This window comes from Solihabitans fulvus, from assembly GCF_008386585.1.
GTDB classification, from domain to species: Bacteria; Actinomycetota; Actinomycetes; order Mycobacteriales; family Pseudonocardiaceae; genus Solihabitans; species Solihabitans fulvus.
In genome coordinates this window covers 288010-309603 of the sequence record NZ_VUOB01000022.1, presented here as the reverse complement: position 1 = coordinate 309603, position 21594 = coordinate 288010, and the positions used below count along the sequence as shown (strand labels likewise).

Genomic DNA, 21594 nt, shown 5'->3' with positions numbered 1-21594 from the left:
TTAGTTCAAGACGGCCGTTATCTCCCCTCGAAGACGGCCTTGCGGCGCTCCACGAAGGACCGCACGCCCTCCTGCGCGTCGGCGGTGCGGAACAGCGGCAGCAGGTCCGGCACGAGCTGGCGCGCGGCCGCCCGCTCCCCCTCGACCACGGCCCGCCGCGCGGACACCAGCGTGGCCCTGACGCCGAGCGGCGCCTGCTCGCTGATCCGCTCGGCCAGCTCGATCGCGCGGTCCACCTGCCGGCCCGGCTCGACGACCTCCTGCACCAGTCCGAGCCGGTGCGCCTCCACCGCGTCGAACTCGTCGCCGGTCAGCAGCCAGCGCATCGCGTTGCCCCAGCCCGCCTCGCGCGGGAACCGGATCGTGGCGCCGCCGAACGGGTAGATGCCGCGCTGGATCTCGATCTGCGCGAAGCGGGTGTCGGTCGCGGCGATCCGGATGTCGGCGGCCAGCAGCAGCTCGATGCCCAGGGTCAGGCACCAGCCCTGCACCGCGACGACCACCGGCTTGGTGCGCTCGCGGCCGGCGCCACCCCACGGGTCGACGCCGTCCTCGGCGAAGTTCAGGCCGCCATCGCCGAGCTGTGGCGCGACCTCGGCGAGATCGAGGCCGGCGGTGAAGTGGTCGCCGTGCGCGAAGACCACGCCGACCCGCGCGTCCGAGTCCTCCAGCTCGCCGTAGGCGGCGGCGAGCTGCCGCAGCATGGCGACGGTGAAGGCGTTTCGCTTGGCCGGTCGGTTCAGCCCGATCAGCAACACGTGGCCGCGTCGCTCCGTCGTCACCAGTTCGCCCGTCGCCACCAGTTCGTCGGTCATCCGCACTCCTCGGCTCGACCAGAAGTTACCGGTCAGTAGCGTAGGCGCGGACGGCCGTTCCTGTCACTTGGCCTGCTGCGGCTCACTGGCCCGCTGCGGCGTACCCGTGGTTGTCGGCGTCGGCGCGGTCGAGGTCGCTCTCCGCGTCGAACACGACCCTGCCGTCGACCCATACCTTGCGCGGCACCAGGTCCGGGCCCCACCAGACCAGGTCGGCCACGGCCCCGGGAGCCAGCCTGCCGAGCCCGGACTCGCCGATGACCTCGGCGGGCACCAGCGTCGCGGAGGCCAGCGCCGCCGCCGGGTCGACCCCGACGGAGACGATGTTGCGCACCGCACGGTCCAGCGTCAGCGCGCTGCCGGCGATGGTGCCCTGCGGCGAGCGCGGCACGCCCTCCTCGGTGAGCAGCACCTCGGCCCCGCCGAGCAGATAGCGGCCCGGCGGCATGCCTGCGGCGGCCACCGCGTCGGTGACCAGCGCGACCCGCGAGCCGGCCGCATTGAAGACCAGCCGGCAGACGTCGGGGCCGACGTGCGCGAGGTCGGCGATCAGCCCGAGGGTGAAGCGGTCGTCCACCAGCGCGACACCCGGCACGCCGGGCTCGCGGTGGCCGAGCGGCCGCTGCGCGTTGAACAGGTGGGTGACCATCCGCGCGCCCGCGTCGGCGGCGGCCCTGGTCTGCTCGCCGGTCGCGTCGCTGTGCCCGACCGCGACCAGCACCCCGGCCTCGACCAGCCTGCGCACGGCGTCGAGCCCGCCGGGCTGTTCCGGCGCGAGGGTGACCATCCGCAGCGCGCGCCGGAGCACGTCGTCGGAGAGCAGCTCGTCGACCTGCGCGGGGCCCGGCTCCACCATCAGCGCCGGATCGTGCACGCCGGGGCGCTTCGGGGACAGGAACGGCCCCTCCAGGTGCACGCCGAGCGGGCGCGCGCCGACGCCGTCTGGCAGCGCGGCCGAGGCGGCGAGCACGGCCCTGGCCTGGCGCACGACCACCGGCAGCGGCGCGGTGATCAGCGTCGGCAGGAAGCGGGTGACACCGGTGCGCGGCAGGGCCTCGGCGACCGCGCGCATGCCGGCCGCGTCCACCTCGGCGAAGTCGACGCCGACCGCGCCGTTGACCTGGACGTCGACCAGGCCCGGCGTGAGGAACCCTTCGTCGAGGATCTCGACGCCCGCCAGCTTGTCGGGTTCGCCCTGGATGACCTCGACGACGCGACCGCCCCGGATGCGAACCGAGGCGGGGCCGGTGAAGGCCCGTCCGAGCAGTACTCGTGGAGCTGCGACAACGGTGTCCAAGGTCCCCTCCCGAAATGGTCCAGACCATTATGACGGTACCGACGGGGTACAGTCACGTCTAGTGAAAAGGTAACCATATGCCGGAAGAAGGCGTGAAAAACCCGCTCCACCGAGGGGGCGGGGTGAAGCGGGCAATTCCAACACTACGCCAAATGGAGTAACCCGCAAATTGCGGGTCCCCTTCGACGGACTTCGTCGCGCACGGCGGCGACTCGCTCAGCGCGCAACGACTGGCGCGGTTACGTTGCGGACAACGGCCGACCACCAGCCTGTGGAGGCGTCCACGTGACCACCCAGCAAACCCCGGGCAGCCGCTACCGGGGCCGCCTGTTCGCCGCACTCGGCATCTCGCTCGCCGTCATCGCGATCGAGCTGGTCGGCTGGCGGTGGACCGGCTCGCTCGCGCTGCTCGCCGACGCCACTCATCTCAGCGTGGACGCGCTCGGCGTGGCGCTCGCGCTGTTCGCCATCTGGCTCGCCGGCAGGCCGGCCACCGCGCGCCGCACCTTCGGCCTCCAGCGCGCCGAGGTGCTGGCCGCCGCCGTGAACGCCATCGTCGTGATCGGCATGGGCATCGTGATCCTGGTCGGCGCGGTGCAGCGGTTCGCCAACCCGCCCGAGGTCGCCACCGGCGGCATGCTGCTGATCGCGCTGATCGCGCTCGCCGGCAACGCCACGTCCGTGCTGCTGCTGCGGTCCGGCCAGAAGGAGTCGCTCAACGTCAAGGGCGCGTTCCTCGAAGTGCTCAGCGACGCGCTCGCGGCGGCGTCCACCGCAGTCGCTGCCGTGGTCATGGCGCTGACCGGCTTTCAGCGGGCCGATGCGATCGTGTCGGCGCTGATCGGCATCATGCTGGTGCCAAGGGCCATCGCCCTGCTGCGGTCCGCGGTGAACATCCTGTTGCAGGCCGCGCCGCCCGGCATCGACACCGAGCGGGTGCGCGAGCGGATGGCCAGCGCTGAAGGGGTCAGCGACGTGCACGACCTGCACGTCTACTCGGTCACCTCGGGCGTCCTGGTGGCCAGCGCGCACGTGGTCACGCCGGCTGGCGGGACGGACCCCCGGCCCGCGCTCGACGGGCTGCTGCGCGACGAGTTCGGCATCGAGCACAGCACTATTCAGGTCGAACCTGGGGCGCGGTGCTCTGCTGATGGCACGCATCGCTGAGCGTTGTGTTGATGGGGGTTACCTCGACGACACGCGAGGGTTGCTGGTCTTGCCGCATACTGGGGCGTAGACATCCGAGGTCTACGACGATGAATTCGAGGTGCCGTGGCCGTCACCGACGACGCGATCCTGCGCGTCAAGGAGATGATCGTCTCCGGAGAGCTGAAGCCCGGCGACAGGCTGCCAAGGGAGGCTGACCTGGCCGAACGCCTTGGCCTGTCCCGAAACTCGCTGCGCGAGGCCGTCAAGGCGCTGTCCCTGGTCCGGGTGCTCGACGTCCGGCAGGGCGACGGGACGTACGTGTCCAGCCTGCGCGCGGACGACCTGCTCGGCGCGCTGTCGTTCGTGCTGGAGCTGCATCGCGGCGAGGACTCCGTGCTGGAGGTCCTCCAGGTCCGGCGCATCCTCGAACCCGCTGCGGCGGCCATGGCCGCACAGCGGATCGAGTTGGAGGAGGTCGCCGCGCTGCGGGCGCTGTGCGACGCCGCCGAGTCCGCCAGGTCGGTGGAGGAACTGGTCGAACACGACCTCGATTTCCACCGGGCGATCGCCCAGGCGTCCGGCAACGCCTACCTGGCGCAGTTGCTCGACACGCTGGCCGGTCCGACCGTGCGGGTGCGCATCTGGCGTGGCATCACCCAGGCCAGTGCCGTCGATCGGACAGTCGCCGAACACCGGGCCATCGTGGACGCCCTGGCCGCGCACCAGACGGAGCTGGCTCGGTCCTGGTCCACGGTGCATGTGGCTGGTGTTGAGCAGTGGCTTTCTGATCTGGCCTGATAGGCCTGAGGGGTTTATTGGGCGGGGGCTGAGTTAGGCGGTCTTGGTTTCCCAGATGCCTAAGGGTTTGGGGGGCGAGGCGGCCAGGTTGACGATCTTGGCGTTGCCTACGGGCTCGTTGAGCTGCACCACCTCGGTGCGGATCAGGCCGGCCAGCGGTACCGCCTCGTTGCGGTGCGCCACCCGTTCGCGGACCCAGACCTGCACGCCCAGTTGGTGGCCGTCGCGGGACACCTCGACGTGGTCGACAGCGTCCGGGCGGTTGGACAGCGCGGACAGCAGTACCCGGAGATGTAGTTCGCGGTCGCTGGGTCGGGCTGGCTTGGCCAGGACCACGCCTGGGGCCGGTAGTACGCGCCAGGCAACGTCTGGGGCTATTCGGATGACGTCCGGGGTGGGTTGGATGTCGGGGGACGCGGTGCGGCGCAGCCAGCGCCGGGCCAGCGCGGAGTCCCGGACGGTGGACAAGCGCAACCGCGTCATGGCAGCCAGTCTCCGCTTGGGCGGTGGGTGTCGGTAGAGCCGTTGGGTTGCGTTTGGTGTCAAAGGTGGAGGCGGTAGGTCTTTGTTGCTGTGGTGGTGAAGATGGCGGTGCGTTCGGGTTTTGTTAGGTCTTTGGTTAGGTTCTCTGCTGCTTCTAGGACTTGTGGGTAGGTCGCGGCTAGTAGGCAGACCGGCCAGTCGGAGCCGAACATGACGCGGGTCGGGCCGAAGGCGGTGAGGACCGCTTCTACGTAGGGGCGTAGGTCGGGGATGGACCACGTTGTCCAGTCGGCCTCGGTTACCAGGCCGGATAGTTTGCAGGTGACGTTGGGTAGGGCTGCTAGCGCGCGTAGGCGGCTTGCCCAGGGTTGCAGTTCGCCGGTCCGCACCGGCGGTTTTGAGCAGTGGTCCAGGACGAATTCCACCTCGGGTAGGGCCTGGACCGTGCTCAGGGCGGCCGGTAGTTGGTGTGGGAGCGTGAGCAGCTCGTAGACCAGCCCGGCGCGGCCCACCTGGGCCAGGCCGTGTCGGACGTCCTTGCGGCACAACCACTCTGGATCCGGCTCGGCCTGCACCTGGTGTCGGATTCCGCGCAGCCACCGGCCGCCGGGGGCCTCGCGGAGGGCGGCGAGGGTGTCGGCAACGTCGGGGGCAGTCAGGTCGGTCCAGCCGACCACCGCGCCGATGAGGTCGGATTCCTCCGCCAGGGCCAGGAGTTCCGGGGTCTCCTCGGCCACGGTAACGGTCTGCACCAGCACGGTGGTGGTGATGCCGGCCTCGGCGGCCAGCGGCGCCAGGTCGGGCACGCCGAAGGTGCGACGGAGCGGGGCCAGGTCGGGGCCGGTGATCCAGGTCTGGTCGCGGGCCGCCAGGTCCCACACGTGGTGGTGCGCGTCGACGGTCATGGGGTCGGGGTCCCTGGTGGGAGCAGGCCCGACTCGCTTAGGTCGGCCCACAGTTCGGGGGGTAGGGGGGCGGCGAAGTAGTCGGCGTTCTGGCGCATCTGTTCGGGTGTGCGGGAGCCAATCACGACCGAGGCGACCGCGGGGTGGCCCAGGGGGAACTGGATGGCCGCCTGGGGCAGGGTGGTGCCGTGGCGGGTGCAGACTTCGGCGATGCGGCCAGCTCGGTCCACCAGTTCGGCCGGGGCGTCGGTGTAGTTGTACTTCGCGTGTTCGGGGACCTGCGGCCTGGACAGCAGGCCCGAGTTGAAGACTCCGGCCGCTACTACCGACACGCCGCGTTCCGCACAGAGTGGGAGGAACTCGGCCAGCGCGGACTGTTCTAGGAGGGTGTAACGGCCGGCGAGCATCACCACGTCGATGTCGGTCTCGCGGACGAACCTGGCCGGCAGTTCCCACTGGTTCATGCCAACGCCGATCGCGCCGATCACGCCCTCGTCGCGCAGGGCGGCTAGGGCGGGGACGCCCTGGGTCGCGGCCTGCGCCCAGTGGTCGTCGGGGTCGTGCAGGTAAACGACGTCGATTCGGTCCAGGTTGAGTCTGTCCAAGGAGGATTCGATGGATCGTTTTACTCCGTCGGCGGTGAAGTCCCAGACGCGGCGGTGGGTTGCTGGTACTGCGAAGCCGCCGGCTTCCAGGTCGGTTCCGCTGGTGGTGGAGGGCTCCAGTAGGCGGCCTACCTTGGTGGAGAGGGTGTATTCCGCGCGGGGGCGGTTCGCTAGGGCCGCGCCTAGGCGGCGTTCGGCCAGGCCAAGGCCGTAGTGGGGGGCGGTGTCGAAGTAGCGGACCCCGGTGTCCCAGGCGGTGTCCACGGCAGCCTGGGCCTGTTCGTCGGACACCTCGCGGTAGAGGTTGCCGATGGGCGCGGCTCCGAAGCCTAGGGCGGTCACGGTGACGCCCGTGTCGCCGAGGCGGCTCACGGGAGTGTCCAGACGAGCTTCACCTCGGGCTCGGCGCCCGAGTAGTCGTCGGCGACCTCCAACAGCTCGGCCATCCTGGCCTGCCACGGGATGTTCGCCGGGTGGTCACGCAGGTGCCCGCGCATCGCCTGGTAGTCCTCGCACTCCACCAGGTGGAACAGGTCCCGGCCGCTGCGCCAGATCCGCCACGCGTGCACGCCTGCCGCGCGCAGCGCCTCGTCCAGCTCGGCCGGGATCTCCGCGTGCACCCGGTCGTAGTCGGCCTCCTTGCCCGGCCTGAGCCGGGTGTGCAGGGCGACGGTCTCCATGGGTCTCCTTAGGCGGCAGTCAGTCCTGTAGCGGAGTCAGTCCTGGGCCTTGCCGCTGGTTATGCGGGACAGCATCAGCGCCACCAGGATGATCGCGCCGTTGATGGCCTGGTACCAGTACGAGGACACGTGGGCCAGCGTCAGGATGTTCTGCACCAGCCCGAGCACCAGCACACCGCACAGCGCGCCGAACAGGGTGCCCTTGCCGCCGTTGAGACTCACGCCGCCGATCACTGCCGCGGCGAACACCGTAAAGATCATGTTCTGGCCCTGCGACGCGGCCACCGAGCCGAGCCTGCCAGCCATCAGCAGGCCGGCGAGCGCGGCCAGCAGGCCGCCGATGACCAGCACCGTCCAGATCACCCTGTCGGTGCGGATGCCGGCCGCGCGGGCGGCGTCGGAGTTGCCGCCGATCGCGTACAGCGAGCGGCCCTGCCGGAAGTAGCCGAGCGCGACGATACCCACGGCGAACGCCGCCGCGAAGATCCACACCGAGGCCGGCAGGCCGAGCCATTCGGCCGTGCCCAGGTAGGTGAACGACAGCGGCAGGTCGAACAGGTTCTGGCCGGTGGTGAAGCCGAGTTGCAGGCCGCGCACCACGATCAGCACGCCGAGCGTGACCACGAACCCGGACAGCCGCAGCTTCAGGATCAGGAACCCGTTGAACAGCCCGACGAGCGCGCCGATCAGCAGGCACACCGGGATCCCGGTCCACTCCGGCAGGCCGAGACCAAGGCCGTGGCTGGCCTTGGGGATGATCAGCGCGATGGCCAGCGCCGGCGCGAAGCCGACGGTCGACTCCAGCGACAGGTCGATCTTGCCGGAGACCAGGATCAACGCCTCGGCGAGCACCAGCAGGCCGAGTTCCGTCTGCTGCTGCAACACGTTGATCAGGTTCCCGGTGGACAGGAACGCGGGCGCGACGAGCGCGCCGACGACCAGCAGCACGATGATCGCCGGCACCAGGGCGAAGTCGCGCAACCGCGCGATGGCCAGCTTCGGCCGCGCGGCGGCGACTCCGGTGGCCCGGGTCGAGGTCTCAGTCACCACTGCTTTCCCCAATTCCTTCGATTGCGCTGACGAGCTCGTTGTCGGTCCAGCCGCTGCGCACCTCCCGGATGACCGTGCCGTGGAACATCACCAGCACCCGGTCGCAGGTCCGCAGGTCGTCGAGCTCGTCGGAGATCATCAGCACCGCGGTGCCCCGCTCGGCGGTCTGGTCGACCACGTCGAGCAGCGTCTGTTTGGAGCGCACGTCGACCCCGGCGGTCGGGTCGATCAGCACCAGCGCGTCCGGCTCGTTGGACAGCGCCCGCGCCATCACGACTTTCTGCTGGTTGCCGCCGGACAGCCCGGACACGAGTTGGTCGGGGCCGTCCGCCTTGATGGCCAGCGAGGTGATCATGCCGTTGGCCAGTTCGCGGCGCCTGCGCGGTGAGATCGAGCCGAACCGGCCGAGCCGGTGCGCGATCGGCATGGTCGCGTTCTCCGCGATGCTCAGGTCGGCGACCAGCCCTTCCTTGTGCCGGTCCTGGGGCACGAAGCCGATGCCGGCGGCCAGCGCGGCCGGCACGCTGCCGGCCCGGACCGGGCGGCCGGTCACCTGCACGCTGCCGCTGTCCGGCTTGCGCAGCCCGACGATGGCCTCGGCGAGCGCGACCTTGCCGCTGCTGGCCGAGCCGGCCACGCCGACGACTTCTCCTTGGCGCACCTGGAGGTTCACGTCGTCGAACGCGCCGGCGACGCCGAGCCCGTCGACGTCGAGCACCACGGGCGCCTGGTCGGTCATGGCCGGCCGGGTGTTGCCGTCGCGGAGCCCGGTCGCCTCGCCGGTCATCGCCTCGACCAGGCCGTCCTTGGACAGCGCGGCGACGGGACTGGTGAGGATGTGCCGCGCGTCCCGGAACACCGTGACGGCCTGGCAGATCTCGAAGATCTCCTGGAGGTGGTGCGAGATGAACAGGAACGTCACCCCGGAGTCCTGCAACGACCGCATCCGCTCGAACAGTCGCTCGATCGCCGGGCCGTCCAGCTGCGCGGTCGGCTCGTCCAGGATGATGAACCTGGCGCCGAAGGACAGCGCCCTGGCGATCTCCACCAGCTGGCGCTGCTCGACGGTGAGGTCCTCGGCCGCCCGCGCCGGATCGACGTCGACGCCGAACTCGCCGAGCACGTCCGCCGCGCGCCTGCGCAGCTTCGGCCAGCTGATCAGCGAGCCTGTGCCGAGCGCCTGCCGGTTGATGAACAGGTTCTCCGCGACCGTCAGGGTCGGGATGATCGTGGACTTCTGGTAGACGCAGGCGACCCTGCGCCGCCAGGCGTCCCGGTCCGCCAGCGCGGGGGCCGCCTCGCCGCCGAAGCTGACCTCGCCGGAGTCCGGAGGTTGCAGGCCGGTCAGGATCGACACCAGGGTCGACTTCCCGGCGCCGTTGCGGCCGACCAGGGCGTGCGACTCGCCGTCGGCGATCCGGATGCCGACCTCGTTGAGCGCCACGGTCTTCCCGTAGCGCTTGGAGATCTGCCGCGCCTCGGCGGCCGGCGAACCGGCCGCCGAGGACGTGTCGGTCACGGCGCTCATTACTTGCCGACCTGGTTTCCCCAGAGCTTGCTGTCGTCCACGTTCTGCTTGGTCACCAGCGGGGCCGGCAGCTGGTCCTCCAGCTGCCCGTTGCCGACGTCGATGATCTTGCTGTCGTGGTCGGTCGCGCCCGGCTGGAACGTCTTGCCCTGCACGGCGGCCTTCGCGTAGAACAGCGCCCACTTCGAGTAGAGGTCGGCGGGCTGCGAGACGGTCGCGTCGATGTCACCCTTGCGGATGGCGTCGAACTCCTGCGGGATCCCGTCGTTGGAGACGATCGTGATGTGCTTGGGATCGCCAGCGGGGAACAGGTGGTTGGTCGTCTTGAGCAGCTGGATCGTCGGCGCGAGGAACACGCCGCCCGCCTGCATGTAGATCCCGTTGATGTCGGGGTTCTGGGTCAGGTCGGTCTGGAGCGCGGCGGACGCCTTGGCGCCCTCCCAGTCGGTCGGCTCGGCGAACACCGTGATGCCGGGGTAGTTCTTCTGCATGCAGGAGGCGAACGCCTCGGACCGGTCCCTGCCGTTGATCGAGGACAGCGCGCCCTCGAACTCGACCACCTTGCCCTTGCCCTTGAGCTGGTCACCGAGGAACTTGCAGGCCTGCTCGCCGTACGCCTTGTTGTCCGCGCGGACCACCATGTACGCCTTGCCCTTGTCCGGGCGGGTGTCGACGGTGACCACCGGGATCTTCTTCTGCTCCAACTGTTGCAGCGTGTTCGCGATCGCCCCGGTGTCCTGCGGGGCCATCACGATCGCCTTGGCGCCCTGGCTGGTCAGCGCCTGCACGTTGGCCACGAGCTTGGCGACGTCGTTCTGCGAGTTGGTCGGCGACATCAGGTCGACGCCGAGATCCTTGGCGTACTGGGGAATGTACTTGTTGTAGGAGTTCCAGAAGTCCGAGTCCGCGCGGGGGAAGTCGACGCCGATGGGCCCGGCGCCGCCACTGTTACCCGCGCTGTTGGACGCGCCGCCACCGCAGGCGGCGAGTGTGCCGGTGAGCGCGAGGCAGACCGCGGCGGTGAGGATGCTGCGACGCTTCATCTGTTCCTCGATTCGTTGTGCTGCTTACGTGTCACGTGGTGGCTGGCCGCATGCGCAGCCCGTACATGCCGCCGTCCACCGCGAGCACGGTGCCGGCGGTCGAGCCGGACAACGGGCTGGCCAGGTAGGCGATTGCGTTGGCGACCTCATCCGAGGAGACGAGCCTGCCGATCGGCTGCCGCGCCTCCAGTGCCGCTCGCTCGGCCGCCGGGTCCTCGGCGGAGTCGAGCAGCCGACCGATCCAGGGCGTGTCGGCCGTGCCGGGGGCGACGGCGTTCACCCTGATGCCCTCGCGGACGTGGTCGGCCGCCATCGCCAGCGTCAGCCCGTACACGGCGCCCTTGCTCGCCGAGTACAGCGCACGCTGCGGCAGACCTGCCCAGGCCGCGATCGAGCACGTGTTGACGATCGCGGCGGCCGGCGACTCGCGCAGGTGCGGCAGCGCCGCCCTGGCGACCCTGGCCATGCCGACGACGTTGACGTCGAGGACCCGGTGCCACTCCTCGTCGGAGTTGGCCGCGACGTCGCCCTGCGCGCCGATGCCCGCGTTGTTCACCACCACGTCGAGCCGGCCGAACCGCTCGACCACGGCGGCGACGGCGGCTCGGACGCTGGTGTCGTCGCCGACGTCGCAGCGGACCCCGAAATGCGGGTCGGGCACGGTGTCGGCGTTGAGGTCAAGGCAGGCGACCGTGGCGCCGCGCGCGGCGAGCAGGGTCGCGGTGGCCAGGCCGAGGCCGGAGGCGCCGCCGGTGACGGCGGCGACCAGGCCGTCGAAGTCGTTGGTCACGAAGCCTCCTTGGCGATGGCCGTCCACACGGGACCGTCCGGGTAGCGGTAGTTGGCGAGTGTGTCGTCCTTGAGGCGCGCGGAGAAGCCCGGCTCGCTCGGCGCAAGGTACCGGCCGTCCCGCACGATCGCGGGGTCGGTGAAGTGCTCGTGCAGGTGGTCGACCCATTCGATGACCCGGCCGTCCATGGAGCCCGACACCGCGACGAAGTCGAACATGGACAGGTGCCTGACCAGCTCGCACAGGCCGACGCCGCCGGCGTGCGGGCACACCGGCACGCCGAACTTCCTGGCCAGCAACAGGATCGCCACGTTCTCGTTGACGCCGGCGACGCGGCAGGCGTCCAGCTGGAGCACGTCGATCGCGCCGGCCTGGAGCAGCTGCTTGAACACCACCCGGTTCTGCACGTGCTCGCCGGTCGCCACCCTGATCGGCGCGAGCGCGTCGGCGATGGCCCGGTGCGCGAGCACGTCGTCGGGCGAGGTCGGCTCCTCGATCCAGTACGGGTCGTAGGGCGCCAGCTCCCGCATCCACCGCACGGCGGTGTCCACGTCCCAGCGCTGGTTGGCGTCCACCGCGACGCGCGCCGACTCGCCGACGACCTCCCTGGCCAGCTTCATCCTGCGCACGTCGTCGTCGAGGTCGCCGCCGACCTTCAGCTTGATCATGTCGAAGCCGTCGGCGAGCGCCTGGCGGGCGAGCGAGGCCAGCTTCTCGTCCGAGTAGCCGAGCCAGCCCGGCGACGTGGTGTAGGCGGGAAAGCCTTGCTGCACCAGGGTTTCCGCGCGCTCGGACCGGCCGGGTTCGACCTCGCGCAGCAGCTCGAGCGCCTCGGCGGGGGTCAGCGCGTCGGACAGGTAGCGGAAGTCGACCAGCCCGACGATCTCCTCGGGGGTCATCGCCGCGAGGAACCGCCACAGCGGCAGCCCGGCGGCGCGCGCGGCGAGATCCCACGCGGCGTTGACCACCGCGCCGATCGCCATGTGCACGACGCCCTTCTCCGGGCCGAGCCAGCGCAGCTGCGAGTCGCCAACCAGCTCGAAGTACAGCGCGGACAGCGCGGCGGCGTCGCGCGGGGCGTCGCGGCCGACCAGGTGCGGTTCGAGCGCGTGGATGGCGGCGGCCTGCACGTCGTTGCCCCGGCCGATGGTGAACGCCAGCCCGTAGCCGTCGGGGCCCTCGTCGGTGCGCAGCACCACGTAGGCGGCCGAGTAGTCCGGGTCGGGGTTCATCGCGTCCGAGCCGTCCAGCTCCCTGGAGGTCGGGAAGCGGACGTCCAGCACGTCCATGCCGATGATGCGGGCCATCTAGGCCTGCCCAAGGGTCTGGCGCTGCCGGCCAAGTCCGTCGATCTCCAACTCCACCACGTCCCCCGCTCGCAGGTACGGCTTCGGCTCGGGTTGGCCAAGCGCCACCCCGGCCGGCGTGCCGGTGTTGATGAGGTCGCCGGGCCGCAGCACCATGAACTGGCTCAGGTAGCGGATCACCTCGGCGACCCCGAAGATCATGTGCTCGGTGCTGGAGTCCTGGCGCAGCACGCCGTTCACCCAGAGGCGCAGGCCGAGCCGCTGCGGGTCCGGCACCTCGTCGGCTGGCACCAGGTACGGGCCGAGAGGGTTGAACGTCTCGCAGTTCTTGCCCTTGTCCCACTGGCCGCCGCGCTCGATCTGGAACTCGCGCTCGGACACGTCGTGCGAGAGGACGTAGCCCGCGACGCAGGCCAGCGCGTCCTCGGCCGAGTCGAGGTAGCGGGCGGTGCGGCCGATCACGACGCCGAGTTCGACCTCCCAGTCGGTCTTCACCGACCGGCGCGGCACCAGCACCTCGTCGTACGGGCCGACGACGGTGTCCGGGGTCTTGAGGAACACGACGGGCTCGGCGGGCAGCGCGGCGCCGGTCTCGGCGGCGTGGTCGCGGTAGTTCAGCCCGATGCAGACGATCTTGCCGGGGCTCGCGACGGGCGCGCCGAGCCGTTGACCGCTACCGTCGGCTGGGTCGTCCAGCGTCGGCAGGCTGCCCTCGGCCAGCGCGGCGCGCACCCGGTCGATGCCACCATCGGCGAGAAACGCGCCGTCGATGTCCGTCGTCAACGGGCCGAGTTCGTACCCGGTCCCGTCGGCGGTGCGGACGGCGGGGCGTTCCGACCCGGGCGCTCCGATGCGCAGCAACTGCACGATGTCTCCTCCTCGACCACCAGCGTCAACGCGGTCACGCGGAAATACATCGGATGTATAGCCCGCATGAGTGGGTTACGTCTAGAGGTCGGCAGGTTTCAACCTGGTCAAGTCATCCGACGACTGCGCTCCGTGTCCGATTCGTGGCTGGTCGGTGTTCGGCCGGTGGGCGGTGGGTGGCAGATCGCTGGTCGAGGCTTGGCCGGTGCTGTCGCGACACGCCCACTACCGGCAGAACGGCCGGGGGTGGGCCCACCGGCGGTGGCAGGGTTGGGCCGCGCTCGTGCGCCCGAGCGTCCGCAGGCCTCCCCGAGGGAATGACTTTGAGACACCATCGTGCCGTCGTGGCCGTCCTGGCCGCCGCGCTCACCACGGCGGGGCCGGTCGGGCCTGCCGGCGCCGCGCCGGCCGCCGACGATCCGCTCGCCGAGTCGCTGCCGCCGGTCACCGGGCCCGTAGCGCCGGCCGGGCCGGTCGGCGACCCGGAGGGCGGGGTGTCGGCTCCGCTGGCCGGGGCGGTCGGGACGGTCACCGCGTTCGTCGAGCTCGCCGCGCCGGCGGCCGTCGACAGCTACGCGGAGGCCAGGCAGGGCGGGCGCAGCGCGACCGACGCGGCTCGGGCGGCCACGCAGGCCCGGCAGCGCAGTGCCGGCCTCGCCGATCGGGTGCTCGACGCGCTGCGCGGCAGGGACTCGGCGGCCAAGGTCGTGTCTCGCACCGCCAACGCGATCGCCGGGCTGACCGTGACGGCCGACGCGGCGCGGATCCGCGAGCTGTCCCGGCTGCCCGAGGTGCGGTCCATCGCGCTCTCGGTGCCCAAGTCGCCGCAGAACGCCGGATCCGCCGAGCTGACCAGGGCGTTGACCGTGTGGCAGCAGACCGGCCACTACGGCGACGGCGTGCGCGTCGGGATCATCGACACCGGCATCGACTACACCCACGCCGACTTCGGCGGGCCAGGCACGGTCGCGGCCTACCGGGCCGTCGACAGCACCAGGATCGATCCCGCGTACTTCCCCACCGACAAGGTCGTCGGCGGCTACGACTTCGCCGGCAACGACTACGACGCCAGGAAGACGGAGACCTCGACCCCGCACCCCGACCCGAACCCGCTGGACTGCGCGTCCGGGGCCGATCCGGGCCACGGCACGCACGTGGCCGGCACTGCGGCCGGGTACGGCGTGACCGAGGCAGGCGGCACGTTCGCCGGGGACTACTCGACGCTGACGCCACAGTCCCTGGAGGCCATGCGGATCGCGCCAGGGAGCGCGCCGAAGGCGAAGCTGTACGCGTTGAAGGTGTTCGGCTGCGAGGGCACCACGAACCTGGACACCGAGGCGATGGACTGGGCGCTGGATCCGAACGGGGACGGGGACTTCTCCGACCACCTGGATGTGGTGAACCTGTCGCTCGGGAGTTCCTACGGCGCGCCGGACGATCCGAGCAGCCGGTTCGTGCGGAAGCTGGTGGCGAACGGGGTCCTGGTGGTCACCTCGGCGGGCAATGGCGGCGACCTGTACGACGTTGGCGGGTCGCCGGGCGACGTGGTGGAGTCGCTCGACGTGGCCAACTCGCGGGACTCGTACGCGGTGCTCGACGGTGTCGAGGTCGGCGGAGGGTCAAGGGAACCCGGGCAGTACAGCCAGGCCTACCAGGGTTACGAGGGGCTCGATCTGACCCGTGGGGTGGTCGCGGCCGGATCGGGCAACCCGGACGGGTGCGCCCCGTTCTCGGCGGAGGACCGGGCGGCGGTGGCCGGGAAGTTCGTCTGGCTGGAGTGGGACGACAACGACAAAACGCGGAAGTGCGGTTCGGCCGTGCGGAGCACCAACGCGCACGACGCCGGGGCCGCCGGCGCGCTGCTGTCGTCGAGCCTGGACACCTTCGCCGCGGGAATCGCTGGCAGCAAGGACATTCCGGTGTTCCAGTTCACCGGGACCGCGACGACACAGGTGCGGGCCGCGCTGAAGGCCGGGACGTTGACGGTGCGGATGACGGGCGCGCTGCGCACGGCACTGCCGACCAGGAACGCGGCGATCCAGGACACCATCTCGCCGTCGTCCTCGCGCGGCTACCGGGGCACGGCGCCGAAACCCGACCTTGCGGCCCCCGGCACCACGATCCTGTCGGCCGGGGTGGGCAGCGGGTCGCGCGGCACGACGAAGACCGGGACGTCGATGGCCGCGCCGCACGTGTCCGGCATCGCCGCGCTCGTGCGTCAGGTGCACCCGGACTGGACGCCGGAGGAGGTCAAGGCCGCGCTGATGGACACGGCGGCCGGGGACGTTCGGTCCGGCGACGACGCGGCGACCGGCGTCGTGGAGACCCCGATGCGGGTCGGCAGCGGGCGGATCGACGCGCGGGCCGCGGTGCAGACGCCGGTGCTGGCGATGGTCCAGGACACGCCGGGCGCGGTCGGGGTCTCGTTCGGCGTGGTCGAGGCGGCGCGGCGGGTGTCGTTGAGCCGGACCGTGAAGATCGAGAACAAGGGGCCGAGCCCGGTGCGGCTGGCCGCGTCGTTCGCGCCGGCCAGTTCGGTGCCCGGGGTGGCCTTCGAGCTGTCCGATCGGGTTGTCGCGGTGCCGGCCGGTGGCGTCGCCCGGATCCAGGTGAAGGTGCGGGTCGATCCGGCGGACCTGCGGCGGACGGCCGACCCGACCGTCGAGAAGACGCAGCAGGGGCAGGCCCGGCAGTTCCTCGCCGAGGCGTCCGGGCGGCTGGTGCTCGCGCCGGACGGTGGCGGGGTCTCCCTGCGCGTACCGGTGTACGCCGCGCCGAAGCCGGTCGCCGAAGTCACCGCCAGTGATCACGTGAGTTTCCAGCCCGGTGCCGACCGGGCCGTGCTGCGGCTGCGCGGCAAGGGGCTCAGCCAGGGCAGCGGCGACCAGGCGTACCGGGCGCTGGTGAGCGTGTTCGAGTTGCAGGCGGTGAGCGATCGGCTGCCCGACTGCGGGGCCGGGGCCGTGGCGGACTGCGCGGTGAACGAGACGGCGAAGGGCGGGGACCTGCGGTACGTCGGCGTCACCTCCACGGCGCCGGAGGCAAGGGCGCAGGGCAGGGCGGGCGACGCGCTGCTCGCGTTCGGGATCGCCACCTGGCACAACTGGGCGAACCTCGGCAGCAACACCTGGCCGGTGGTGACGATCTCCGCGCACGGCAACGACTTCACCGTCCGGGTGCGCAAGCCGAAGGACGCGAACGGGAACACCAGCGCGGACCTGTTGCTGGTCGAGACGACGTCGGCGGACGGGGTCGTGGTCGACCAGCGGCCGGTCAACGGGCGGTACGGGGACGTGGACACCAATGTGTTCGACAGCAATGTGGTGGTGCTGCCGGTGTTGCTGAGCGCGTTGGGCATCGACCCGAGCGACTCGTCCGCGCGGCTGAGCTACCGGGTCGGGATCCAGGGGTACTACACCGCGCCGGGCAATGCGGACGGATTCATCGATCGGATCGGGTCGCCGATGTCGTTCGATCCGTTGCGTCCCGGGTTGTGGGTGCGGGGCGACGGCGACCCCGCGTTGAGCTATCTGGCTCGGCCGGGCAGCTCGTTGGTGGTCGGGCGGGATGCTGGGGCGTTGGCGGAGGATCGGGCGGACAGCCTGCTGGTGCTCGAGCATCACGACGCCAGCGATCGGCGGGCGCAGGTGGTGAGCGTCAGGTAGGCCCGATTTCGCCGCTTCAGACCTGACGTGGGACGGGTGCATTGGCGATACTCGTCGGATGACTGTTCCTGGCAGCGGAGTCGTGGTTGGCCTTGATGCCGGCGGAACGGCCACGAGAGCGTTGGTGTTCGGGCTGGACGGCAGTCGGCTGGCCGCAGGCTTGGCCGGCGGCGGGAATCCCAATTCGCATGCGCCCGCGACGGCCGCCGAGCAGATCGGGACGGCGCTGCGAACGGCGTTGGAGGGCATGGACGCCGGGCAGGTGCGCGCTGGGGTTCTCGGCATGGCCGGGGCGAGCAAGGTGGCCTCGGACAGTTCCGTCGCCGCGCTGTTCGAGGCCGCGTGGAAGGGCGCGGGGTTGCGCTGCCCGATGCGGGTGGTGACCGATTCGGAGGCGGCGTTCGCGTCGGGGACCGCCGAGCCGGACGGGACGGTGTTGGTGGCGGGGACCGGCTCGATCGCGGCGCGGATCGTGGACAGGAAGCTGGTCGCGACGTCAGGTGGGTACGGGTGGCTGCTCGGGGACGAGGGGTCGGCGTACTGGCTCGGGCGGGAGGCGGTGCGCGGCACGCTGCGCGCGTTGGAGAGCGCGACCGGGTCGGCTGCGTCGGAGGGCCTGCCGGCGGCGGTGTTGGCACAGGCGTTGCAGTGGCGCGGGCCGGTGGTCGAGGAGCAACGCAGGACGTTGCGGCAGCGGCTCATCACGGCGGTGAACGCGGCGACGCCGATTCAGCTGGCGCGGTTCGCGCCGCTGGTGAGCGCGAGCATGAAGGCCGGGGACGGCTCGGCCGCGCGGATCGTAGCCAAGGCTGCGCAGTTGCTGGCCGACACCGCGTTGATGATCAGGGGCGCGGAGGAGCGGACGCCGATGGTGTTGGTCGGCAGCCTGCTCGGGCCGGGAAGTCCGGTGGGCACGCGGCTGCGGGCGGAGTTGGCCGAGCGGACCGAGGCACGGGTGCGGGTTGCGACGGAGGGAGCCGCCGGGGCGGCGTGGTTGGCCGCGTTGGAGGTGTTGGGGCCCTCGGCTCCTCGGCCCAGTTATCTAGGGGCGTAGGAGTCCTACTCGGTGGTCCAGAAGGCGAGCTGTTCGGCGATCCGAGTGGTCCAGGCGTGGTCGAGGCCGAAGATGGCGATCGATTCGTGGCGGAGCGCGCGGAACTCGGTGACGGCCTCGGCCGGGTGGCCGTACTTGGCCCGATAGATGGCCGCGTGCAGGCGCCAGCCGATGCTCTTGTCAGAGTCGCGGCCGGCGATTGCCCGGCCGGCCTCGGCCAGGCGGTCGATTCGGTGCTGTGTCGTGGTGGTGGCCGGTGAGGTTTCCTCGCCCCAGAATAATGCGTTGTCCAGCAGGCTGATCGTCACCCAGTGGGTCGCGCCAAGCGCTCGCTCGCTGATCGGGATCAGTTCGTCGAACTGGCCGCGCGCCCAGGTCACGTCTCCCGTCTTGGCCGCCGATATCGCCGCCTGGAGCCGGACGTCCAGGGTGTGTTCGTGGTCAGGGCCGTTCAGTTCGGCGTGGATGCGGGCCAGCTGCTGGAATTCGTCCCTCGCGCGGTCGGGGTGGCCGGTCTCCGCCGACCAGTAGGCGAGGTTGTGCCGCAGGGCCAGCGTGTCCGGGTCGGTCGAGCCAAGGTGTCGGATGGTGTTGCCCAGCAGCGGCTCCAGCACGCGCAGCGCGCCGTGCGGGTCCCCGGACTTGGCCAGCCACATCCCGTGCCTGGCTCCGGCCAGCAGGGTCAGGCGGTGCGTTGGGCCCAGTTCCGCGGCCGACCGCCTGCGCCAGGCCGCCCAGGCCTCGCGGTTGGCCACCGGCACCGGGGACGAGCGGAGGTCGACGGCGCGTAACGCGTCGGCGAAGCGACCCGCGCGCCAGAGGTGTTCGGCCTCGGCCACCTCCGCATACTCGTGTTCGACGCCGGTGCGGTCGGCTTCGGTTGCTGGCGCCAGCGCGGCTATCGCCTCGGCGATCGCCTGGTGCGCCTCGATTTCCGAGGCGGTGACGGGACTCGCGGCGGTCGGCGGGTCGGCGGCCGCCAAGGCGTCGGCGGTGGCCTGGTCGCGTAGGCCAACGCGCTCCGCGTCGGTGCCCGGTTGGCCGCGCAGCAACAGGCCGCCCAGCTGGGTCAGCAGGTCGCGGATGGGGCGGTGCGCGCCAAGGCGGGACGCGGCATGCGCGAGCAGCCGCACGGGCAGTGCCGAGCAGTCGTGGGCGGCGGCCAGGACCGTGAGCACGGTGCGAAGATCCCGACTGTCCTGTGTGGACGGTGTGTTCAGGATGTTGGACAGGAGGGTGCGGGTTGGGTCGCCGATCGAGACCGGGCCGTCGATCGCGCCGGCCTGCACGACCGTTCCGTGCACGTCGCCCACGATGACGTTCAGCGTCACCGGCTGCTGCTGGTGGTGGCCGGTGGTCGCCGCCGCGACGGCCGTCGTCACGGCACCCCAGGCGGGCGCGGTGGCCGGCAGCGGGCTCGCGACTCCGGCGGCGCGCAGGTAGCCGGCGATGGTCGGTTCGTCCGGGGGCCTGATCGGGACGGGCACCGTTCCCGTCGGCAGGCCCCGCTCGTCCCTGGTGGTCAGCAACACCTGCACTCGCAGGGGAAGTTCGACCAGGCGGCGTAGGGCGTCGCCCAGCCTTGGCGGCAGTCGGCCGTCCAGGTCGACCGCGACGCGGATGGTTCTGATCGGCGAGTCGATGCGGTTCAGCGGACCGAGGAGGCTGCGGTCGAACTCGTCCGCGCGGGCCAGCGTGCCGGCGTCGGTCGTCGCGGTGAACGCCTCGCGCGCGGCGGCGAAGCCGGGGACCGTGGTCGTCAGGTGATCGGCCAGTTCGGCCGCCACCTGGCCCGGGGTGCGGCGGTCGGCCTGCCAGGCGACGGCGTGCAGGAACGCCGCAGGGACGGAGTCGCTCGCGATGGCGGGGTGGATCAGGGCGGCCAGGACCGTGGACTTGCCGCTGCCAGCCGGACCGTGGATCGCCACGCACGGTGCGCGGCCGAGGGCCGCCGCCACCACCGCGTCGACGGTGTCCGTCGGGGTGTAGTGCCTGGTGAGGCGCTCCGCCGTGTCGGCAACACCGGTGCCGGCGAAGGGCGAACCCTGCCAGCAGCTCGCGGGGTTGCGGGCCAGCCACAGGCCCTCGTCGCCGGTGACGACGGTTCGCCTGCCGTCGAAGGACAGGTGCACGGTGGCCGAGCGGTCGCAGGCCCGCGCCACGACGGCGCGCAGGTCGGGGAGGCGGAGGTAGCCGCCGAGGGTCGGCGAGCCGGAGCGGAGCGTGCTCGCCACGGTTCTGGTGAGACAGCCGTCGGTGCCGGGTCCCTCGTTGGCGGCGGCCAGGAGTTCGAAGCGGCGGCCGGCCCGGCCGAGTGCGGTGATCCACTCGGTTTCCGGGCTGTCGCCCGCGTGCCGTCGGCAGGTGTCCAGGAGCAGCACCAGACCGTCGAGATCGTGGTGCGTGGTCAGGAGTTCGGAAATACGGTTCGCCAGGTGGAACTCCGAGGGCGGGACGCGCGGGTCGCCGGTGCCGTACTCGCCGTGGCCGAGCACGGCCAACAGGAGGGTGGCCTGGTCGGCGGAGGCGCGTTCGAACGCGGTGTCGAGGGCGTTGTTCAGCTCGACGGTCGTCGGGTTCAGCAGCACCGGGGTGCCGGCCAGTGCCGGAACGCAGGCGCCTCGGTCCTCGTCAAGGAGGGTATCCGCGACGTCCCAGGCGGTGTCCGGGAGCGAGGACAGCAGGTTCGGTTGCTCACACTGCGAGCCGACGACGAGTGCTCTGCGTTCCCCCACCCGGTAAGGGTCCGCAGGATCGTCCTTGCGGACAAGTCAGTTGGACAAGTCAGTTGGGCGCGTCAGTTGGCACGTCGGCCGGGAGTCTCGCGTGGCGGAGGCCCGGGTGGTCGGCCGGGAGGGAACGGCGGATCAGCCACCAGCTGACGGCCAGGCAGGCGGCCTGGAGGGGCCAGGTCAGGGCCACCCTGGCGACGGCGAGGGCGACGGTCTGGCCGGCAAGCCAGAGCGCACCGTAGACCGCGACGCGCAGGACGTACTGGCCCACCCACGCCCAGCTCGCGACGCCGTACGCGCGGAGCAGGTCCGGGTCGCGGCGCCAACGGGTCTTCTGGCCGACGACCACGCCGACGACGACGCCGAGCAGCGGCCAGCGAATGACAATGCTGGCCGCCCACAGCAGGGCGCTCGCCACGTTGGAGAGGAGTTGGACGAGGAAGAAGTCCGCTGCCCGGCCGGTGTGCAGGGCCACCAGGGCCGCCGCGACGACCAGGGTGACGCTGACGACCACGGCTCGCGGGCGTTCGCCTCGGATCAGGCGCACCACGCCAACCAGGACGCCGACGCCGATGGCGGCGGCGGAGCCGATGCCGATGGAGTTGCCGCCCAGCAGCCAGCCGACCGCGAACGCGGCGGGCGGCAGGGTGGCGTCCACCGCGCCACCCCGGCCGCCGAGCAGGTGGGCCAGGGATTCCTCCCGGCCTGCTGGGGCCACGTCGGCTCGCTGCGGCTGCTCGGTCATGCCTCCACCATGCCTTAGGCGAACCTAACCAGGAACACCACTCCTCGATAACGGACCGGTATCCCCGACCGAACTGGTCCA

18 protein-coding genes are annotated in these 21594 nt (G+C 71.3%); 4 read left to right on the top strand and 14 right to left on the bottom strand.

Features of this window, described 5'->3' with window-relative positions; all coding sequences use genetic code 11:
- Positions 1 to 17: 17 nt before the first annotated feature.
- Entirely contained in the window at positions 18 to 815 is a 798-nt protein-coding gene (locus tag F0L68_RS14145) for a crotonase/enoyl-CoA hydratase family protein (RefSeq protein ID WP_149849983.1), read from the bottom strand.
- A gap of 82 nt (positions 816 to 897) precedes the next feature.
- Positions 898 to 2112, bottom strand: coding sequence for an N-acetylglucosamine-6-phosphate deacetylase (nagA, locus tag F0L68_RS14140; protein WP_149849982.1), 1215 nt, complete (start codon positions 2110 to 2112; stop codon positions 898 to 900).
- 285 nt (positions 2113 to 2397) lie between these two features.
- Here nagA and F0L68_RS14135 point away from each other — a divergent pair, with 285 nt between their 5' ends.
- Together F0L68_RS14135 and F0L68_RS14130 are read left to right on the top strand one after the other, a co-directional pair.
- The gene (locus tag F0L68_RS14135) at positions 2398 to 3279 is read left to right on the top strand and encodes a cation diffusion facilitator family transporter (protein WP_149849981.1); all 882 of its coding nucleotides are present in this window, start codon (positions 2398 to 2400) and stop codon (positions 3277 to 3279) included.
- A 105-nt stretch (positions 3280 to 3384) separates the two neighbouring features.
- Positions 3385 to 4059, top strand: a complete 675-nt coding sequence (locus F0L68_RS14130) for a FadR/GntR family transcriptional regulator (protein WP_149849980.1) — start codon at positions 3385 to 3387, stop codon at positions 4057 to 4059.
- A gap of 33 nt (positions 4060 to 4092) precedes the next feature.
- Here the strand turns inward: F0L68_RS14130 and F0L68_RS14125 are convergent, their stop codons facing one another.
- The 10 genes from F0L68_RS14125 to F0L68_RS14080 are packed head-to-tail and all read right to left on the bottom strand — an operon-like array spanning position 4093 to position 13317.
- Complete coding sequence (locus F0L68_RS14125) at positions 4093 to 4542, bottom strand: hypothetical protein (RefSeq protein ID WP_149849979.1); 450 nt, start codon at positions 4540 to 4542, stop codon at positions 4093 to 4095.
- 59 nt (positions 4543 to 4601) lie between these two features.
- A complete protein-coding gene (locus tag F0L68_RS14120; RefSeq protein WP_149849978.1) occupies positions 4602 to 5447 on the bottom strand; it encodes an amidohydrolase family protein in 846 nt (281 codons plus the stop codon).
- Positions 5444 to 6424 carry an aldo/keto reductase gene (locus tag F0L68_RS14115; protein WP_149849977.1) on the bottom strand — a complete coding sequence of 327 codons (981 nt, stop codon included), beginning with the start codon at positions 6422 to 6424 and terminating at the stop codon, positions 5444 to 5446. Before F0L68_RS14115 ends, F0L68_RS14120 begins: the two co-directional genes overlap by 4 nt.
- Positions 6421 to 6732: an L-rhamnose mutarotase gene (locus F0L68_RS14110; RefSeq protein ID WP_149849976.1), complete on the bottom strand. Its 312-nt coding sequence runs from the start codon at positions 6730 to 6732 to the stop codon at positions 6421 to 6423. Before F0L68_RS14110 ends, F0L68_RS14115 begins: the two co-directional genes overlap by 4 nt.
- Positions 6733 to 6768: 36 nt before the next feature.
- A complete protein-coding gene (locus tag F0L68_RS14105; protein WP_149849975.1) occupies positions 6769 to 7779 on the bottom strand; it encodes an ABC transporter permease in 1011 nt (336 codons plus the stop codon).
- Positions 7772 to 9310 carry a sugar ABC transporter ATP-binding protein gene (locus tag F0L68_RS14100; protein ID WP_149849974.1) on the bottom strand — a complete coding sequence of 513 codons (1539 nt, stop codon included), beginning with the start codon at positions 9308 to 9310 and terminating at the stop codon, positions 7772 to 7774. Before F0L68_RS14100 ends, F0L68_RS14105 begins: the two co-directional genes overlap by 8 nt.
- Positions 9310 to 10353, bottom strand: a complete 1044-nt coding sequence (locus F0L68_RS14095; protein ID WP_149849973.1) for a sugar ABC transporter substrate-binding protein — start codon at positions 10351 to 10353, stop codon at positions 9310 to 9312. The genes F0L68_RS14100 and F0L68_RS14095 overlap by 1 nt, the downstream gene beginning before the upstream one ends.
- 31 nt (positions 10354 to 10384) lie before the next feature.
- On the bottom strand, positions 10385 to 11143 hold the full coding sequence (locus F0L68_RS14090; protein WP_188316578.1) for an SDR family NAD(P)-dependent oxidoreductase: 759 nt from the start codon (positions 11141 to 11143) through the stop codon (positions 10385 to 10387).
- On the bottom strand, positions 11140 to 12450 hold the full coding sequence (locus F0L68_RS14085) for an enolase C-terminal domain-like protein (protein WP_149849971.1): 1311 nt from the start codon (positions 12448 to 12450) through the stop codon (positions 11140 to 11142). The genes F0L68_RS14090 and F0L68_RS14085 overlap by 4 nt, the downstream gene beginning before the upstream one ends.
- On the bottom strand, positions 12451 to 13317 hold the full coding sequence (locus F0L68_RS14080) for a fumarylacetoacetate hydrolase family protein (RefSeq protein WP_149849970.1): 867 nt from the start codon (positions 13315 to 13317) through the stop codon (positions 12451 to 12453).
- 344 nt (positions 13318 to 13661) lie between these two features.
- Between F0L68_RS14080 and F0L68_RS14075 the strand changes: the two genes are divergently transcribed.
- Both F0L68_RS14075 and F0L68_RS14070 read left to right on the top strand, forming a co-directional pair.
- Positions 13662 to 16982: a S8 family serine peptidase gene (locus F0L68_RS14075; RefSeq protein WP_276313852.1), complete on the top strand. Its 3321-nt coding sequence runs from the start codon at positions 13662 to 13664 to the stop codon at positions 16980 to 16982.
- Positions 16983 to 17040: 58 nt separating this feature from the next.
- Positions 17041 to 18036 carry an N-acetylglucosamine kinase gene (locus F0L68_RS14070; protein WP_149849968.1) on the top strand — a complete coding sequence of 332 codons (996 nt, stop codon included), beginning with the start codon at positions 17041 to 17043 and terminating at the stop codon, positions 18034 to 18036.
- 5 nt (positions 18037 to 18041) lie between these two features.
- Here F0L68_RS14070 and F0L68_RS14065 read toward each other — a convergent pair whose 3' ends face one another.
- Both F0L68_RS14065 and F0L68_RS14060 read right to left on the bottom strand, forming a co-directional pair.
- Positions 18042 to 20771: an ATP-binding protein gene (locus tag F0L68_RS14065; RefSeq protein ID WP_149849967.1), complete on the bottom strand. Its 2730-nt coding sequence runs from the start codon at positions 20769 to 20771 to the stop codon at positions 18042 to 18044.
- A 49-nt stretch (positions 20772 to 20820) separates the two neighbouring features.
- Positions 20821 to 21513 carry a DUF3159 domain-containing protein gene (locus F0L68_RS14060; RefSeq protein ID WP_149849966.1) on the bottom strand — a complete coding sequence of 231 codons (693 nt, stop codon included), beginning with the start codon at positions 21511 to 21513 and terminating at the stop codon, positions 20821 to 20823.
- Between the last annotated feature and the right edge of the window lie 81 nt (positions 21514 to 21594).

Bases quoted from the DNA above. Each gene is read 5' to 3' on its own strand.
- F0L68_RS14060 (WP_149849966.1), bottom strand. From the start codon at position 21,513: ATGACCGAGCAGCCGCAGCGAGCCGACGTGGCCCCAGCAGGCCGGGAG.
- F0L68_RS14120 (WP_149849978.1), bottom strand. From the start codon at position 5,447: ATGACCGTCGACGCGCACCACCACGTGTGGGACCTGGCGGCCCGCGAC.
- F0L68_RS14085 (WP_149849971.1), bottom strand. From the start codon at position 12,450: ATGGCCCGCATCATCGGCATGGACGTGCTGGACGTCCGCTTCCCGACC.
- F0L68_RS14070 (WP_149849968.1), top strand. From the start codon at position 17,041: ATGACTGTTCCTGGCAGCGGAGTCGTGGTTGGCCTTGATGCCGGCGGA.
- F0L68_RS14145 (WP_149849983.1), bottom strand. From the start codon at position 815: ATGACCGACGAACTGGTGGCGACGGGCGAACTGGTGACGACGGAGCGA.
- F0L68_RS14125 (WP_149849979.1), bottom strand. From the start codon at position 4,542: ATGACGCGGTTGCGCTTGTCCACCGTCCGGGACTCCGCGCTGGCCCGG.
- F0L68_RS14100 (WP_149849974.1), bottom strand. From the start codon at position 9,310: ATGAGCGCCGTGACCGACACGTCCTCGGCGGCCGGTTCGCCGGCCGCC.
- F0L68_RS14095 (WP_149849973.1), bottom strand. From the start codon at position 10,353: ATGAAGCGTCGCAGCATCCTCACCGCCGCGGTCTGCCTCGCGCTCACC.
- F0L68_RS14110 (WP_149849976.1), bottom strand. From the start codon at position 6,732: ATGGAGACCGTCGCCCTGCACACCCGGCTCAGGCCGGGCAAGGAGGCC.